Here is a 16,148-nt window from a genome sequence, read left to right as displayed (position 1 = left end):
TTAGATAGGAAGACAGAGTAAATGATGAATGTCCAGTAGAGAGCGTCTGGCTGGTGAAAAGACGTGGCAGGATTGATTGAATGCACCTTCCTTAACTAACTGCATACTGAAATGAGTGAATGGCTCTGCCATTTGAAGAAGAGTGGAACCGTGTTGATGACAGACACCTCTGACGTTAAATCGTCTGAGGTGTCTTTTTATTTTAAGGGGATGGTGAATCATGTTTGCAAGAATTAAAGAAGATATTGCGATGGTATTTGAACAGGATCCGGCAGCGAGAAGCAGCCTCGAAGTGTTCCTGACGTATTCAGGTCTACATGCCGTGTGGTGGCACTTAGTAGCCCACAAACTTTATAAAAGAAACCGTTTTTTCTCTGCGCGGGTCATCAGTCAGATCTCAAGATTTATGACTGGTATAGAGATCCATCCGGGTGCGAAGATTGGCCGACGTCTGTTCATCGACCATGGGATGGGCATTGTCATCGGGGAGACCTGCACAATCGGCAACAATGTGACCATCTATCAGGGTGTCACACTCGGCGGAACGGGTAAAGAATCAGGGAAGCGGCATCCGGATATCGGCGATAATGTGTTGATAGCAGCCGGTGCGAAGGTGCTCGGCAATATTCAAGTCGGCAATAATGTCAATATCGGTGCGAATTCCGTTGTCCTGAAGAACGTGCCGGATTACAGCACTGTTGTGGGTATACCGGGTCATATCGTCAAACAGCATGGTAAACGCGTCGGTAAGAGCTTTGACCATACGAAGTTACCGGATCCATTGTATGAAAAACTAAAAGAACTGGAACGTCATATTGATGGCGTCAAGAATGGAGAGATTATTGATGATTACATTATATAATACGCTGACACGTAAGAAGGAACCGTTCGTGCCTCTGGAAGAGGGCAAAGTGAAGATGTATGTCTGCGGTCCGACAGTATACAACTATATTCATATCGGTAATGCGCGACCTGCTATCAGTTTTGACGTGGTCCGTCGTTACTTTGAATATAAGGGTTATGAGGTCAATTATGTTTCAAACTTCACAGATGTTGACGATAAACTGATCAAAGCAGCGAAAGAACTCGGTTCAACAGTTCCTGAAGTCGCTGATCGTTTTATCGAAGCTTACTTTGAGGATACACAGGCATTGAACTGCAAACCGGCGACATCACATCCACGAGTGATGGATCATATGGATGATATCATCGTCTTCATCGAAACACTCATTGACAAAGGCTACGCTTATGAAAGTGGAGGTGACGTCTACTTCCGTACGAGAAAGTTCGACGGCTACGGTAAACTGAGCCAGCAGTCTATCGATGAACTGAAGGTCGGTGCACGTATTCAGCAAGGTGAACTGAAAGATGACGCACTTGATTTTGCGTTATGGAAAGCGGCTAAACCAGGCGAAATCAAATGGAAGAGTCCATGGGGAGAAGGACGGCCAGGCTGGCATATCGAATGTTCAGTTATGGCACGCAAGATGCTTGGAGATACGATTGACATCCACGCAGGCGGCAGTGACCTTGCCTTCCCGCACCACGAGAATGAAATCGCACAGTCAGAAGCCCATAACGATCAAACATTTGCCCGCTACTGGATGCATAACGGCTTCATCAATATTGATAACGAGAAGATGAGTAAGTCACTCGGCAACTTCATCCTGGTGCACGATATCATCAAAGAAGTGGATCCAGATGTCCTCAGATTCTTTATGATCAGCGTTCATTACCGCAACCCGATCAACTATAATATGGATCTAGTAGCCAGTGCGAAAGCAGGGCTTGAGCGTATTCAGCATGCTTATCAGGCACTGAAAGAACGCCAGGCGATGTCTGTTGATATCGCTGATGATCAGCCTGTCATTGATGACATCAATCAGATACTGGCACGTTTTGAAGAGGCGATGGACGATGATTTCAATACAGCCAATGCAGTGACAAGCTGGTATGAGCTTGCGAAGCTCGCGAATGTCTATAACAAGCGTACGACTACAGATCAAGCCGTCATCAGCCGTTTCATTGAAGTGTTTGAGGCTATCAGTGACGTGCTTGGAGTGACACTCGATAAAAAAGAGGAACTCCTCGATGCCGATATCGAAGCATTGATTGAAGAACGTCAGCTCGCAAGAAAGAATAAAGACTTTGCCCGTGCTGATGAGATCCGTGACTTGCTTAAAGACCAGAACATTATTCTCGAAGATACTGCGCAAGGCGTGAGATTCCGTCGTGGCTAATCAGGCACATCTCTACAATCCGCTCACTCTAGCCTATTTAGGCGATGCGCTGCTCGATCTGCATATCAGAACACATGTCATCATGAAACTGCAGGCGAAGCCGAACACATTGCACCGTGCATCGACGTTCTACGTCTCAGCAAAGAGCCAGGCGCAGACATTTGACGCCCTTGTCGCGCAAGCCTATTTTACGGAAGAGGAGCATGACGTCCTGATGCGAGGACGGAATGCCAAGAGCCATACGAAAGCTAAAAATACAGATGTTCTGACTTATAAAAAAAGCACAGCGCTTGAAGCGGTGATCGGCTACCTGAAACTTTCAGGAGAAGAAGAACGGCTTCAGGCTCTGCTTGATAAAATAGTTGAACTCTGCGAGGAGAGGGAACCGAAATGAATGAGGATATCATCGTAGGTCGCCATGCAGTCAAAAGCGCCGCACAGTCTGACCGCGAGATCAATAAAGTATATATTCAAGAAGGTATCAATAAACAGCAGATTAAACCGATTCTGGATATTTTGAAGGAACGAAAAATCATGGTGCAGCAAGTCCCGAAAAGCAAGCTGGATCAGATGAGTGATGTCCCGCACCAAGGTATCGCGGCGCAGATTTCACCATACGAATACACAGAGCTGGAGGATTTCCTCGAGACGGTGCAAGGGAAACTAGCCACTGTGATGATTCTGGACGGACTGGAAGATCCGCATAATTTAGGTTCTATCATACGAACTGCTGATGCGATCGGTGTGGATGGTGTGATTATTCCGAAGCGCCGCTCAGTCACTCTTAATTCCACCGTCGTTAAAGCATCAACTGGCGCGATTGAACACGTCCCTGTCATGCGGGTGACGAATCTTGCTCAGACAATTGACAGGCTGAAAGAAGCGGGATTCTGGGTCTGCGGTACTGACGCTAAGAAGTCTGTGGACTACCGCAAGATGGATGCAGGGATGCCGCTTGCTATTGTCATAGGGTCTGAAGGGGAAGGGATGAGCCGTTTAGTGAAAGATAAATGTGATTTCCTGGTCCATCTGCCGATGATCGGACATGTGAACAGCTTAAATGCTTCTGTCGCAGCGAGTCTTCTGATGTATGAAGTCTATAGAAAGCGCACCCCGCTTGAATGATGAAAACGCATTATACGATTATCGACGGCTATAATGTCATCGGGCAAAGTGAGGAACTGAAAGCAGCCGCCAAGGAATCGCTGGAAGAAGCACGAAAAACACTGTTGCTCTGGCTCGTGAACTATAACGCCAGGCAGCAGTCCGAACTGATATGTGTCTTTGATGCCTATAATACCAGTGGTGTGGAATCAAGAGAGTACTTTCACGGTATACATGTCATCTATTCCAAAAGGGATGAAACAGCAGATGCAGTCATTGAACGGCTCGTCTATGATTTATATGATAAGCACATTACACGCATCACTGTCGTAACGAGTGACTTATCCGAACAGCATACGATTTTCGGTGCGGGCGCACTCAGAATTTCTTCAAGAGAATTCCTGCTTGAATTACAGGAAGAGAAAATACTGCTGGAACGTGAATTGGTGGATATGAACGAGGATAAGCCACGACTGCGCATTCCGATTGATGAAGAGACGAAGCAGCGGCTTGAGGCATTGCGGAGAGGCTTCAAGTAAAAAATTTATCTTAATGGAAACAATTGTAAAAGTAGATGCAGCATTGTAGAATTAAAAGAAAAAAGAGGTATGCTGTGGACATTCTACTGCTGTATATTTTTGAAACCCCTGCTGATTATCATAGTGAAAGTGATGAAAGTCTTGTCTCTGAAATCAATAAGGGCAGCGAAGTTGCTTTTGAGACGTTGACGGCCCGTCTGAAACCCCTTATTCTACATTGCAGCAGTCGCTATCCGCATCTTGATAAGCAGGAAGTCTATCAGGATGCACTGATTCTTCTGTATCAAACGGCACTGAAGTTCAACGAAGAAAAATGCGTCAGTTTCCGTCCGTACTATTTAAAGGTCCTGCATTATCGATTGATAGACTGGGCGAGAAAAGAGCGTCAGTATCGTTTGTTTACCAGTATGCAGCAGCCCATCCATGAACAGACTTCTGACCAGACGCTTGAAGAGACGCTCCGTGACTCTAAGCCTTCCCCTGAGAGCGATAGTATCTATAAAGAGCTGTGGCTGCTGATCAATCCAGTGACGCTCGGCTTAAGTCCTTTCGAGTACAAACTGCTGAAACATTTGCTTGCCGGACGGAATCTGATTGAAGTGATGGAGCTGGAAGAGAAGTCTGAGCGCATCGTCAGAAACGCACATGCACGGCTCAGAAGAAAGGTTCTCTCCCAGTTGATGCGTTGACAATTAATTCTTTAGGTTTTATATTAAATAAGATTAAGGTGAGTTAAAGTGAAAAAAGTAGCGATGAACTGTTCGAGATGCGGCAGCAGAAACTATACAGCGACAAAACAGGATTCAGCAGTAAGGCTGGAACTGAAAAAATACTGTAAGACCTGCGATGCACATACGATACACAAAGAGTCAATTTAGGAGGCAATCTCATGCAGAAGGAAAATTTCTTCCAGGGTGTTATATCAGAAATGAAAAAAACGACTTGGCCGACCGGTCAAGAAGTTGTGCGTGATACAACAATCGTTGTGCTCACGGTTTTATTCTTTATTTTATTCTTTTATGCAGTCGATTTAGGTATTACAGAACTGATCAAGTTAATTAATTAAGGAGGCACATCATGTCAGAAGAAAGCAAAAAGCATTGGTATGCGGTTCATACGTATTCTGGGTACGAAAATAAGGTCAAAGACAACTTGGAAAAACGTCTTGAGTCCATGAACATGCAGGATCAAATCTTCCGCGTTGTGATTCCTGAAGAAGAAGAAACAACGATTAAAGATGGTAAGCGTAAGACATCACTCAAAAAAACCTTCCCAGGTTACGTATTAGTGGAGCTCGTCATGACAGATGAGTCATGGTACGTTGTGCGTAATACACCGGGGGTAACAGGTTTTGTAGGTTCAGCAGGAGCCGGCTCAAAACCAAATCCTTTGTTGCCGGAAGAAGCGAAGTTTATCCTGAAATCAATGGGTATGGCAGAGAAAACCATTGATGTGGAACTTGAAATCGGTGAACAGGTCCGCATCACGACAGGTCCGTTTACTAATCAAGTAGGGGAAATCAAGGAGATGGATGCTGAGAAATATAAGCTGACAGTTCTCGTTGAATTATTCGGTCGTGAGACACCTGTTGAAGTTGAATTTGACCAAGTTGAAAAATTATAATAAAAAATTAAAATATACACTTGAAAAATGGTGTAAGAAATGATATTATTCTAGGGTCGTGTCTAAACACGATTGTTGAGTGGGAGGGTAAATCTCATACCCTGTGACCACATCACGATACTATAGGAGGTGCACATCGTGGCTAAAAAAGTTATCAAAGTTGTTAAATTACAAATTCCTGCAGGGAAAGCGAATCCAGCACCACCGGTTGGTCCAGCATTAGGTCAAGCGGGTGTGAACATCATGGGATTCTGTAAAGAATTTAACGCACGTACACAAGAACAAGCAGGTTTAATCATTCCAGTTGAAATTTCTGTATTTGAAGATCGTTCATTTACATTTATCACTAAAACTCCACCTGCAGCAGTCTTACTGAAGAAAGCAGCTAAAGTTGAAAAAGGTTCAGGCGAACCTAATAAAAACAAAGTGGCTACAGTAACTGAAGACCAAGTACGTCAAATTGCTGAAGAAAAAATGGAAGACTTAAACGCAGCAAGCGTTGAAGCAGCAATGCGTATTATCGCTGGTACTGCTCGTAGCATGGGCTTTGAAATTAAATAATCAATCGTTTTAAAAAAGCAGACGTCTGACGTCTGCTCTTGCGTTATTAATGTGGGAGGACATTCCGCTAAAACCACTAAAGGAGGAGAAAGACAATGGCTAAAAAAGGTAAAAAATATCAAGAAGCCGTACAAAAAGTTGATGCTCAAAACTTCTACTCAGTAGAAGAAGCAATCAAACTTGCAAAAGAAACAAGCACAGTAAACTTCGACGCTTCAGTTGAAGTTGCGTTCCGTTTAGGAATTGATACTCGTAAAAATGATCAGCAGATCCGTGGTGCAGTCGTTCTGCCGAACGGTACTGGTAAAACTCAACGTGTCTTAGTATTCGCTAAAGGTGAAAAACTGAAAGAAGCGGAAGCAGCAGGTGCTGACTACGCTGGTGATACTGAGTACATCAACAAAATCAACCAAGGTTGGTTTGATTTCGACGTTATCGTTGCAACACCTGACATGATGGGTGAAGTCGGTAAACTGGGTCGTGTTTTAGGACCTAAAGGTTTAATGCCTAACCCTAAAACAGGTACAGTGACAATGGACGTTACAAAAGCAGTTCAAGAAATCAAAGCAGGTAAAGTTGAATACCGTGCTGAAAAAGCAGGTATCGTTCATGCGGCGATCGGTAAAGTATCATTTGATGAAGCGAAATTAGTTGAAAACTTCAACACGCTTAAAGATGTTTTAGCAAAAGCTAAACCAGCATCATCAAAAGGTGTTTACTTCAAATCTGTAGCAGTTTCTACTACTATGGGCCCTGGTATCAAAATTGATCCAGCTGAAATCCGTAACTAATTTATATTGACAAATATCAGATTACACGTTATAGTGTAATCTGTATTTATAACCTAAGACAGCAGGGGCCGTGTGCTTAATTATCCTGCCGAGGTGAAAATTGACTTGAATCTTCAAGCACTTTTTACCATGGGTGAAAAGTGCTTTTTTAATTTATTAAAAAAGCACGAAAATCTTAATGGAGGTGTCAGAATGTCTAAAGCAGTTGAAATGAAACAACAACAAGCGGATTTGATTACTGAACAGTTTAAAAACTCAGTATCTACAATCATCGTTGACTATCGTGGTTTAACAGTTGCCCAAGTAACTGAACTGCGTAAACAACTTCGCGAAGCAGGCATCGAATTCAAAGTTTACAAAAACACTTTAGTTCGTCGTGCAGCTGAAGCGGCAGGTGTTGAAGGAATTGAAGAATTCTTAACAGGCCCTAACGCAATCGCATTCTCTAATGAAGAAGTTGTAGCGCCAGCAAAAATTATTGCTGACTTCGCTAAAGAAAACGAAAAATTAGAAATCAAAGCCGGCATCATCGAAGGTAAAGTGACTTCTGTTGAAGAAGTTAAAGCGATCGCTTCTTTACCATCAAAAGAAGGTCTTATCTCTATGGTACTTTCAGTATTACAAGCACCAATGAGAAACTTCGCTTACGCTGTTAAAGCAGTAGGCGAACAAAAAGAAACTGGTACAGAAGCAGCAGCTCCTGCAGCTGAAGAAGCACCAGCGACTGAAGAAACAACAGAAGCATAATTAAAACTAAAACAAAAATGGAGGAAATATAATCATGACTAAAGAACAAATCATCGATGCAATCAAAGAAATGTCAGTATTAGAATTAAACGACTTAGTTAAAGCTATTGAAGAAGAATTTGGTGTAACAGCAGCAGCTCCTGTAGCAGTAGCTGGTGCAGCTGGTGGCGCTGCTGAAGCAGAACAAACTGAATTCACAGTTGAATTAGTATCTGCTGGCGCTTCAAAAATCAAAGTTGTTAAAGCTGTTAAAGAAGCAACTGGTCTTGGCTTAAAAGAAGCTAAAGACGTAGTTGATAACGCTCCTAAAGCAGTTAAAGAAGGCGTTTCTAAAGAAGAAGCTGAAGAATTAAAAGCTAAATTAGAAGAAGCTGGCGCAACTGTAGAAGTTAAATAATTACCACTTCCATGAAAAAACCCGTTATGATAATAACGGGTTTTATTTTTATATAAAGGAGTGCCGTATGAGTCATTATTACAGTGAAGAACAGGATGTCGCATCAAACCCTGTCCATTTTACCTATACATATGAAACGTATGAACTGAAACTGAAAACTGACAGCGGGGTGTTTTCAAAAGGCAGTATTGATTTCGGGTCGAATGTGCTTGTTCGTGCCTTTCTGCAGGAAGAGATGCACGGCTCAAAAATACTGGATGTCGGCTGCGGTTATGGTCCGATCGGGCTGATGGTTGCGAAAGTTCATCCTCACAGCCAGGTTCATATGGTGGACGTCAACGCACGTGCGCTTAATCTGGCCGAAGAAAATGCGCAAGCTAACGGTATTGGTAACGTGAATATTTATAAAAGCGATGCACTGGAGCAGGTAGAGGAGACTTTTAATGCCGTACTGACGAATCCGCCTATCCGTGCAGGCAAAGAGGTCGTCAATCAGATTCTCGATCAGAGCTATGAGAGACTGGAGACGGGCGGGGCGCTGTATGTCGTCATCCAGAAGAAGCAGGGTATGCCATCAGCAAAGAAAAGGATGGAAAGTTTATTCGGCAATGTGACCGTGCTGACGAAAGATAAAGGTTATTATATATTAAAGAGTGTAAAAGGTTGACTGGAAAGTTGCCGTCTGTTATAGTAATAGAATGTTAAATTTTAAATTCAATAAGTATGTACTTTTCTAGCTCGTATTAGCAAGATGAAGACAGTCATATATTTCGAAAATGGAGTTAATATGGATTCCGTTTTCTTTTTGTCTTATGAGCTCGTGAGTCATTACAATCTTTGAGGGGTGAATCTGTTGACAGGTCAACTTATCCAGTACGGAAGACATCGTCAGCGTAGAAGTTACGCACGTATCTCCGAAATTTTAGAATTACCGAACTTAATCGAGATTCAAACGAAATCTTATGAATGGTTCCTTGAAGAAGGACTTCTTGAAATGTTCCGTGACATTTCTCCGATTGAAGACTTCACAGGCAATCTGTCATTAGAGTTTGTAGACTATAGACTTGGCGAACCTAAATATGACTTAGATGAAGCGAAAAACCGTGATGCGACTTATTCTGCACCGCTCCGTGTTAAAGTTCGTCTGATCATTAAAGAAACAGGAGAAGTAAAAGAGCAGGAAGTATTCATGGGTGACTTCCCGCTGATGACTGATACAGGAACGTTCGTTATCAATGGTGCCGAACGCGTTATCGTATCGCAGCTCGTCCGCTCACCATCTGTTTACTTCAATGATAAAGTAGATAAAAACGGTAAAGTAAGTTTCGGTGCAACTGTCATTCCTAACCGTGGAGCTTGGCTTGAATATGAAACAGATGCGAAAGATATCGTTTTTGTTCGTATTGACCGCACACGTAAGTTACCTATTACTGTTCTGCTGCGTGCATTAGGTTTCTCAAGCGATCAGGAGATTATTGACTTATTAGGCGATAATGAATATTTACGCAATGCGCTTGATAAAGATAATACAGATTCTGTCGAGTCTGCTTTACTTGAAATCTATGAACGTCTTCGTCCGGGCGAACCACCTACAGTAGATAATGCAAGAAGCTTACTGTATTCTCGCTTCTTCGATCCAAAACGCTATGATTTAGCGAGTGTGGGTCGCTATAAAATGAACAAAAAACTGCATTTAAAACACCGTCTTTTCAACCAGACGCTTGCTGAGCCGATTGTAGATGTCGAAACAGGCGAGATTGTAGCTGAAGAAGGCACACTGCTTGACCGTCGTAACCTCGATCAGATCATTGATGTGCTTGAAAATAATGCCAACCTCAAAGTTTATGAACTTGAGAATGGTCTTCTCGATGAGCCGATTGAAATTCAATCAGTCAAAGTCTATATTCCTGGTGATGAAGAAAAACGTACGACGACTATCATTGGTAATGCTTTCCCTGATGATGAAGTGAAGAGTATCACACCTGCTGATATTATTTCTTCCATCAGCTACTTCTTCAACTTACTGCACGGTGTCGGCTTTACCGATGATATTGACCACCTAGGTAACCGTCGTCTTCGTTCAGTGGGCGAGTTACTGCAGAACCAGTTCCGTATTGGCCTGTCTCGTATGGAGCGTGTCGTACGTGAGCGTATGAGTATTCAGGATACAGAATCTATCACGCCGCAGCAGCTCATCAATATTCGTCCTGTGATCGCTTCTATCAAAGAATTCTTTGGTAGCTCTCAGTTATCACAGTTCATGGACCAGGCGAACCCATTAGCAGAGTTAACGCATAAACGTCGTCTCTCTGCATTAGGACCCGGTGGTTTAACACGTGAGCGTGCTGGTATGGAAGTGCGTGACGTCCATTATTCTCACTATGGTCGTATGTGTCCGATTGAAACGCCGGAGGGTCCGAATATCGGGCTGATCAACTCATTATCTTCATATGCGCGTGTCAATGAGTTCGGTTTCATTGAAACACCATATCGTAAAGTAGATATTGAGACGAATCGCGTAACCGATCAGATCGACTACCTAACAGCCGATGAAGAAGATGCTTACGTTGTGGCACAGGCGAACGCACGCCTTGATGACGAAGGACATTTCCTTGATGACGAAGTAGTGTGCCGTTTCCGCGGAGATAACACGAAAATGGCTCGTACACGTATGGATTACATGGACGTATCACCTAAGCAGGTCGTTTCAGCTGCGACAGCGTGTATCCCGTTCTTAGAAAATGATGACTCCAACCGTGCCTTAATGGGTGCGAACATGCAACGTCAAGCGGTACCTTTAATGAATCCGGAAGCGCCATTTGTCGGAACAGGTATGGAGCACGTAGCAGCCCGTGACTCAGGTGCGGCAGTTGTTGCGAAGTACAAAGGGCGTGTTGAACACGTTGAAGCCCGTCAGATTAAAGTCCGTCGTATCGTCGAAGAGGGCGGCAAAGAGATTGAAACAGATTTAGATACTTACAAATTATCTAAATTTGCGCGTTCAAACTCAGGTACATGTTATAACCAACGCCCTATCGTAGCAGTAGGCGACGTCGTCACAAAAGGTGAAATCTTAGCGGATGGTCCATCTATGGAACTCGGCGAGATGGCCCTTGGACGTAACGTAGTAGTCGGCTTCATGACTTGGGACGGTTATAACTATGAGGATGCTGTTATCATGAGCGAGCGTCTTGTCAAAGATGACGTTTATACTTCTATTCATATTGAAGAATATGAATCAGAAGCCCGTGATACTAAACTCGGACCTGAAGAAATTACACGTGATATTCCGAACGTTTCTGATAACGCCCTTAAAAACTTAGATGATCGCGGGATCATTTATGTCGGTGCTGAAGTTAAAGACGGGGATATCTTAGTCGGTAAAGTAACGCCTAAAGGTGTGACTGAATTAACGGCTGAAGAACGACTGCTTCATGCTATCTTCGGTGAGAAAGCGCGTGAAGTCCGTGATACTTCATTACGTGTCCCTCATGGTGCAGGTGGTATCGTTCTTGATGTTAAAGTCTTTAATCGTGAAGACGGCGACGAATTATCACCAGGTGTCAACCAGTTGGTTCGTGTCTATATCGTTCAGAAACGTAAAATCCACGTCGGAGATAAAATGTGTGGTCGTCACGGTAATAAAGGGGTTATCTCTCGTATCTTACCGGAAGAAGACATGCCGTTTATGCCGGACGGAACACCGATCGATATCATGCTTAATCCACTCGGTGTACCATCACGTATGAACATCGGACAAGTACTTGAATTACATTTAGGTATGGCTGCGAAAAACTTAGGGCTCCACGTTGCTTCTCCAGTATTCGATGGTGCGAACGATGAAGATGTCTGGTCAACAATCGAAGAAGCAGGCATGGCACGTGACGGTAAAACGGTTCTTTACGATGGTCGTACAGGTGAACCATTTGATAACCGTGTCTCTGTAGGTGTGATGTACATGCTGAAACTTGCTCACATGGTAGACGACAAACTGCACGCACGTTCTACTGGACCATACTCACTTGTCACTCAGCAGCCACTGGGTGGTAAAGCACAGTTTGGTGGACAACGTTTCGGTGAGATGGAAGTATGGGCACTTGAAGCATACGGTGCCGCTTACACCTTACAGGAAATCCTTACTTATAAATCAGATGATACAGTCGGCCGTGTGAAAACTTATGAAGCCATCGTTAAAGGCGAGAACATTCCGAGACCAGGTGTTCCTGAATCGTTCCGCGTATTGATGAAAGAGCTTCAAAGTTTAGGACTCGACGTTAAAGTAATGGATAATAAAGACGAAGAAATTGAAATGCGTGACCTTGAGGATGACGATTATGCTGATACAAAAATCAACTTAAACATCCCTCAAGAAACTGAAGTGACTGAAAAGTAATTCTGACGATGTGCCTGAAAGAAGAGCTTAAGCTCTTCTTTAGACACTTTTAATATAAAAACTTGAGGAGGTAGGGCTTTGATTGATGTAAATAACTTTCATTACATGAAGATAGGTCTCGCTTCACCTGAAAAAATCCGTTCATGGAGTTTTGGTGAAGTTAAAAAGCCAGAAACAATTAACTACCGTACATTAAAACCAGAGAGAGACGGTTTATTCTGCGAAAAGATTTTCGGGCCAACAAAAGACTGGGAATGTAGCTGTGGGAAATACAAACGTGTTCGTTACAAAGGGATGGTCTGCGACCGTTGTGGTGTTGAAGTAACGAAATCTAAAGTTCGCCGTGAACGTATGGGTCACATCGAGCTTGCAGCGCCAGTTTCACATATCTGGTACTTCAAAGGTATTCCGAGCCGTATGGGTCTTTTACTCGATATGTCTCCTCGTTCGCTTGAAGAAGTGATTTACTTCGCTTCTTATGCAGTGATTGATCCAGGTCCGACAGGTCTTGAGAAAAAATCTTTACTGTCAGAACGTGAATACCGTGAATATTATGATAAATTCCCGGGTCAATTTACGGCGAAGATGGGTGCAGAAGCCATTAAAGATTTATTGACAACAATCGATCTTGATGACGAACTGAAATCTTTACGTGAAGAACTGGAATCAGCTACAGGTCAGCGTCTGACAAGAGCAATCAAACGTCTGGAAGTAGTGGAATCATTCCGTAATTCAGGTAATGACCCATCTTGGATGATCTTAGATGTACTGCCGATCATTCCACCGGAAATCCGTCCGATGGTTCAGCTTGACGGGGGTCGTTTCGCGACAAGTGACTTAAACGATTTATATCGTCGTGTCATCAACCGTAACAACCGTCTGAAGCGCCTGCTTGATTTAGGTGCGCCTGGCATCATCGTGCAGAACGAAAAACGTATGCTGCAAGAAGCGGTAGATGCGCTGATTGATAATGGTCGTCGTGGCCGTCCGGTAACAGGACCGGGTAACCGCCCGCTGAAATCTTTATCGCATATGTTAAAAGGTAAACAAGGTCGTTTCCGTCAGAACTTACTTGGTAAACGTGTAGACTATTCAGGTCGTTCAGTTATCGTTGTAGGTCCAAACCTTAAGATGTATCAATGTGGTCTTCCAAAAGAAATGGCACTCGAATTATTCAAGCCGTTTGTGATGAAAGAACTTGTAGAACGTGAAATTGCTACGAACATCAAGAACGCTAAAGGTAAAATCGAGCGTATGGATGCTGAAGTATGGGATGTATTAGAAGATGTCATCCGTGAACATCCTGTTCTGCTGAACCGTGCACCGACGCTTCACAGATTAGGTATCCAGGCCTTTGAACCAACCCTTGTAGAAGGACGTGCAATCCGTCTTCATCCGCTTGTAACAACAGCTTACAATGCCGATTTCGATGGTGACCAGATGGCCGTTCACGTACCGTTATCTAAAGAAGCGCAGGCAGAAGCGCGTATGCTGATGCTTGCGGCACAGAACATCCTGAACCCGAAAGATGGTAAGCCGGTTGTAACACCTTCTCAGGATATGGTCTTAGGTAACTACTACCTGACTCTTGAGCGCCGTGGTTCTATCGGTGAGGGACGCATCTTCAAGGATGCAAATGAGGTCATCAAAGCCTATACAAATGGTTTCGTTCACCTGCATTCAAGAATCGCAGTGAGTGCCTCATCATTCAACAACCCGACCTTCACTGATAAACAGAATACACAGCTGCTGATTACAAGTGTCGGAAAAGTCATCTTCAATGAAATCATGCCGGAATCGTTCCCGTTCATCAACGAGCCGACTTTGACAAACCTTGAAGAAAAAACGCCTGAACAGTACTTTGTGGATGCGACGGATATTCCGGAAGAAGGATTACTCAAATATCTGGAGAATACACCGCTCGTTAAACCATTCAACAAAAAGTTCCTCGGTCAAGTCATCGCTGAAGTCTTCAATCGTTTCCACATCACTGATACATCAATGATGCTTGATAGAATGAAAGACTTAGGTTTCCGTTATTCTTCACGTGCAGGTATCACAGTTGGTGTATCTGATATCGTGGTATTACCGGATAAACAACAGATCATCAGTGAAGCAGAAGAGAAAGTCGACAAAGTAACGAAACAGTTCACACGTGGTTTAATCACTGAAAGCGAACGTTATGCAGCCGTCATTGATATCTGGACTAAAGCGAAAGACGAGATTCAAGCACGTCTGATGAACTCTCTTGATGACCTTAACCCGATCTTCATGATGAGTGACTCTGGTGCCCGTGGTAATGCCTCTAACTTCACGCAGCTTGCGGGTATGCGTGGTCTGATGGCCAACCCGGCTGGTCGAATCATCGAGTTACCTATCAAATCTTCATTCCGTGAAGGTCTGACAGTACTTGAATACTTCATCTCTACACACGGTGCGCGTAAAGGTCTTGCCGATACAGCGCTGAAAACAGCTGACTCAGGATACTTAACACGTCGTCTTGTAGACGTGGCACAAGATGTCATTGTCCGTGAAGCAGACTGTGGTACAGACCGGGGTCTCTTAGTCTCTGCTATCCGCGAAGGTTCAGAGTTGATCGAGCCATTCATTGAGCGTTTAGAAGGACGTTACTCCCGTGAGACAGTCCGTCATCCGGAGACAAAAGAAGTCCTGGTCAAATCAAATGAACTGATCACTCCTGAAATCGCAAAAGCAATTGTGGATGCAGGTATTGAAGAAATGCATATCCGTTCAGCCTTCACATGTAATACACGTCACGGTGTATGTGAAAAATGTTACGGTAAAAACCTGGCAACAGGGGAAAAAGTGGAAGTCGGTGAAGCAGTCGGTACCATCGCTGCACAATCTATCGGTGAACCAGGTACACAGCTTACAATGCGTACCTTCCATACAGGTGGGGTAGCCGGTGCCGATATTACACAAGGTTTACCGCGTATCCAGGAGTTATTCGAAGCGCGTAACCCGAAAGGTCAAGCGATCATCTCTGAAATCAACGGTGAAGTCGTTGAAATCAATATCGTTAAAGACCGTATGCAGGAAATCAAAGTCAAAGGTGAAAACGAAGTACGTCCGTACTTAGCACCAGCGACAGCTCGTCTGAAAGTAGAGGTCGGTTCTAAAGTCAGCCGCGGTGAAGTCATGACGGAAGGTTCAATTGAACCGAAGGAACTACTTGCTGTAGCAGGTCTGAACGCGACACAAAGCTACCTGCTTAAAGAGGTACAGAAAGTTTACCGTATGCAAGGGGTAGAAATTTCAGATAAGCACGTTGAAGTCATGGTCCGTCAGATGTTACGTAAAGTCCGTATCATTGAAGCGGGAGATACGAATCTCCTGCCGGGCGCACTGGTAGACATTCATGTCTTTACAGATGCTAACCGTGAGATCTTCAAAAACAGAAAACGTCCGGCGACAGCGAAACCTGTCTTACTGGGTATTACAAAAGCATCACTTGAAACAGAAAGTTTCTTATCTGCTGCATCATTCCAGGAGACCACACGTGTGTTAACTGATGCTGCGATCAAAGGTAAACGTGATGACTTGCTCGGTCTTAAAGAGAACGTTATTATCGGTAAATTAATTCCTGCTGGTACAGGTATGAGACGTTATTCAGGCGTTGAATACGAAAAAGATGCACCGGAATTTGAACCGGAAGAAGCGTTTGTGACTGAATAGTAAAAGTGGATCCACTAGGATCCACTTTTATTTTTTATTAATAGGAGTTGACACTTA

At 43.7% G+C, this 16,148-nt stretch carries 16 protein-coding genes and 1 other annotated feature; all 16 genes read left to right on the top strand.

Going from position 1 to position 16,148, the window contains the following annotated elements; all coding sequences use genetic code 11:
- Nucleotides 1-220: 220 nt before the first annotated feature.
- The 16 genes from cysE (at nt 221) to rpoC (ending at nt 16,091) form a co-directional block, all read left to right on the top strand.
- Nucleotides 221-862 carry a serine O-acetyltransferase gene (gene cysE, locus QSV55_RS10760; protein WP_289650169.1) on the top strand — a complete coding sequence of 214 codons (642 nt, stop codon included), beginning with the start codon at nt 221-223 and terminating at the stop codon, nt 860-862.
- Nucleotides 846-2,240 (top strand): cysteine--tRNA ligase, encoded by a 1,395-nt coding sequence (gene cysS / locus QSV55_RS10755; protein WP_289650168.1) that lies wholly within the window; start codon nt 846-848, stop codon nt 2,238-2,240. Before cysE ends, cysS begins: the two co-directional genes overlap by 17 nt.
- Entirely contained in the window at nt 2,233-2,634 is a 402-nt protein-coding gene (locus tag QSV55_RS10750; protein WP_133452226.1) for a Mini-ribonuclease 3, read from the top strand. The genes cysS and QSV55_RS10750 overlap by 8 nt, the downstream gene beginning before the upstream one ends.
- A complete protein-coding gene (gene rlmB / locus QSV55_RS10745; protein ID WP_133452225.1) occupies nt 2,631-3,365 on the top strand; it encodes a 23S rRNA (guanosine(2251)-2'-O)-methyltransferase RlmB in 735 nt (244 codons plus the stop codon). The genes QSV55_RS10750 and rlmB overlap by 4 nt, the downstream gene beginning before the upstream one ends.
- The gene (locus QSV55_RS10740) at nt 3,365-3,883 is read left to right on the top strand and encodes an NYN domain-containing protein (RefSeq protein ID WP_289651079.1); all 519 of its coding nucleotides are present in this window, start codon (nt 3,365-3,367) and stop codon (nt 3,881-3,883) included. Before rlmB ends, QSV55_RS10740 begins: the two co-directional genes overlap by 1 nt.
- Before the next feature lie 74 nt (nt 3,884-3,957).
- Nucleotides 3,958-4,572 carry a sigma-70 family RNA polymerase sigma factor gene (locus QSV55_RS10735; protein ID WP_289650167.1) on the top strand — a complete coding sequence of 205 codons (615 nt, stop codon included), beginning with the start codon at nt 3,958-3,960 and terminating at the stop codon, nt 4,570-4,572.
- A gap of 48 nt (nt 4,573-4,620) precedes the next feature.
- Nucleotides 4,621-4,761: a 50S ribosomal protein L33 gene (gene rpmG, locus QSV55_RS10730; RefSeq protein WP_208001524.1), complete on the top strand. Its 141-nt coding sequence runs from the start codon at nt 4,621-4,623 to the stop codon at nt 4,759-4,761.
- 11 nt (nt 4,762-4,772) lie between these two features.
- Complete coding sequence (secE, locus tag QSV55_RS10725; RefSeq protein WP_133452223.1) at nt 4,773-4,949, top strand: preprotein translocase subunit SecE; 177 nt, start codon at nt 4,773-4,775, stop codon at nt 4,947-4,949.
- 11 nt (nt 4,950-4,960) lie between these two features.
- The gene (gene nusG, locus QSV55_RS10720; RefSeq protein ID WP_133452222.1) at nt 4,961-5,506 is read left to right on the top strand and encodes a transcription termination/antitermination protein NusG; all 546 of its coding nucleotides are present in this window, start codon (nt 4,961-4,963) and stop codon (nt 5,504-5,506) included.
- Nucleotides 5,507-5,644: 138 nt separating this feature from the next.
- A complete protein-coding gene (gene rplK, locus QSV55_RS10715) occupies nt 5,645-6,067 on the top strand; it encodes a 50S ribosomal protein L11 (protein ID WP_133418118.1) in 423 nt (140 codons plus the stop codon).
- Nucleotides 6,068-6,162: 95 nt separating this feature from the next.
- Nucleotides 6,163-6,858 (top strand): 50S ribosomal protein L1, encoded by a 696-nt coding sequence (gene rplA, locus QSV55_RS10710; protein ID WP_133452221.1) that lies wholly within the window; start codon nt 6,163-6,165, stop codon nt 6,856-6,858.
- 34 nt (nt 6,859-6,892) lie between these two features.
- Nucleotides 6,893-7,017, top strand: a sequence feature (ribosomal protein L10 leader region).
- Nucleotides 7,018-7,050: 33 nt separating this feature from the next.
- Nucleotides 7,051-7,605 carry a 50S ribosomal protein L10 gene (rplJ, locus tag QSV55_RS10705; protein WP_133452220.1) on the top strand — a complete coding sequence of 185 codons (555 nt, stop codon included), beginning with the start codon at nt 7,051-7,053 and terminating at the stop codon, nt 7,603-7,605.
- 34 nt (nt 7,606-7,639) lie between these two features.
- Nucleotides 7,640-8,002: a 50S ribosomal protein L7/L12 gene (gene rplL / locus QSV55_RS10700; RefSeq protein ID WP_133452219.1), complete on the top strand. Its 363-nt coding sequence runs from the start codon at nt 7,640-7,642 to the stop codon at nt 8,000-8,002.
- A 67-nt stretch (nt 8,003-8,069) separates the two neighbouring features.
- The gene (locus QSV55_RS10695; protein ID WP_133452218.1) at nt 8,070-8,669 is read left to right on the top strand and encodes a class I SAM-dependent methyltransferase; all 600 of its coding nucleotides are present in this window, start codon (nt 8,070-8,072) and stop codon (nt 8,667-8,669) included.
- Nucleotides 8,670-8,855: 186 nt separating this feature from the next.
- Nucleotides 8,856-12,395, top strand: coding sequence for a DNA-directed RNA polymerase subunit beta (gene rpoB, locus QSV55_RS10690; protein WP_289650166.1), 3,540 nt, complete (start codon nt 8,856-8,858; stop codon nt 12,393-12,395).
- 78 nt (nt 12,396-12,473) lie between these two features.
- Nucleotides 12,474-16,091, top strand: a complete 3,618-nt coding sequence (gene rpoC / locus QSV55_RS10685) for a DNA-directed RNA polymerase subunit beta' (RefSeq protein ID WP_133452216.1) — start codon at nt 12,474-12,476, stop codon at nt 16,089-16,091.
- The last annotated feature ends 57 nt before the right edge of the window (nt 16,092-16,148 follow it).

The organism is Macrococcus bovicus, from assembly GCF_030376725.1.
Taxonomy (GTDB): Bacteria; Bacillota; Bacilli; order Staphylococcales; family Staphylococcaceae; genus Macrococcus; species Macrococcus bovicus.
This window is presented reverse-complemented; position numbering and strand designations above follow the sequence as displayed.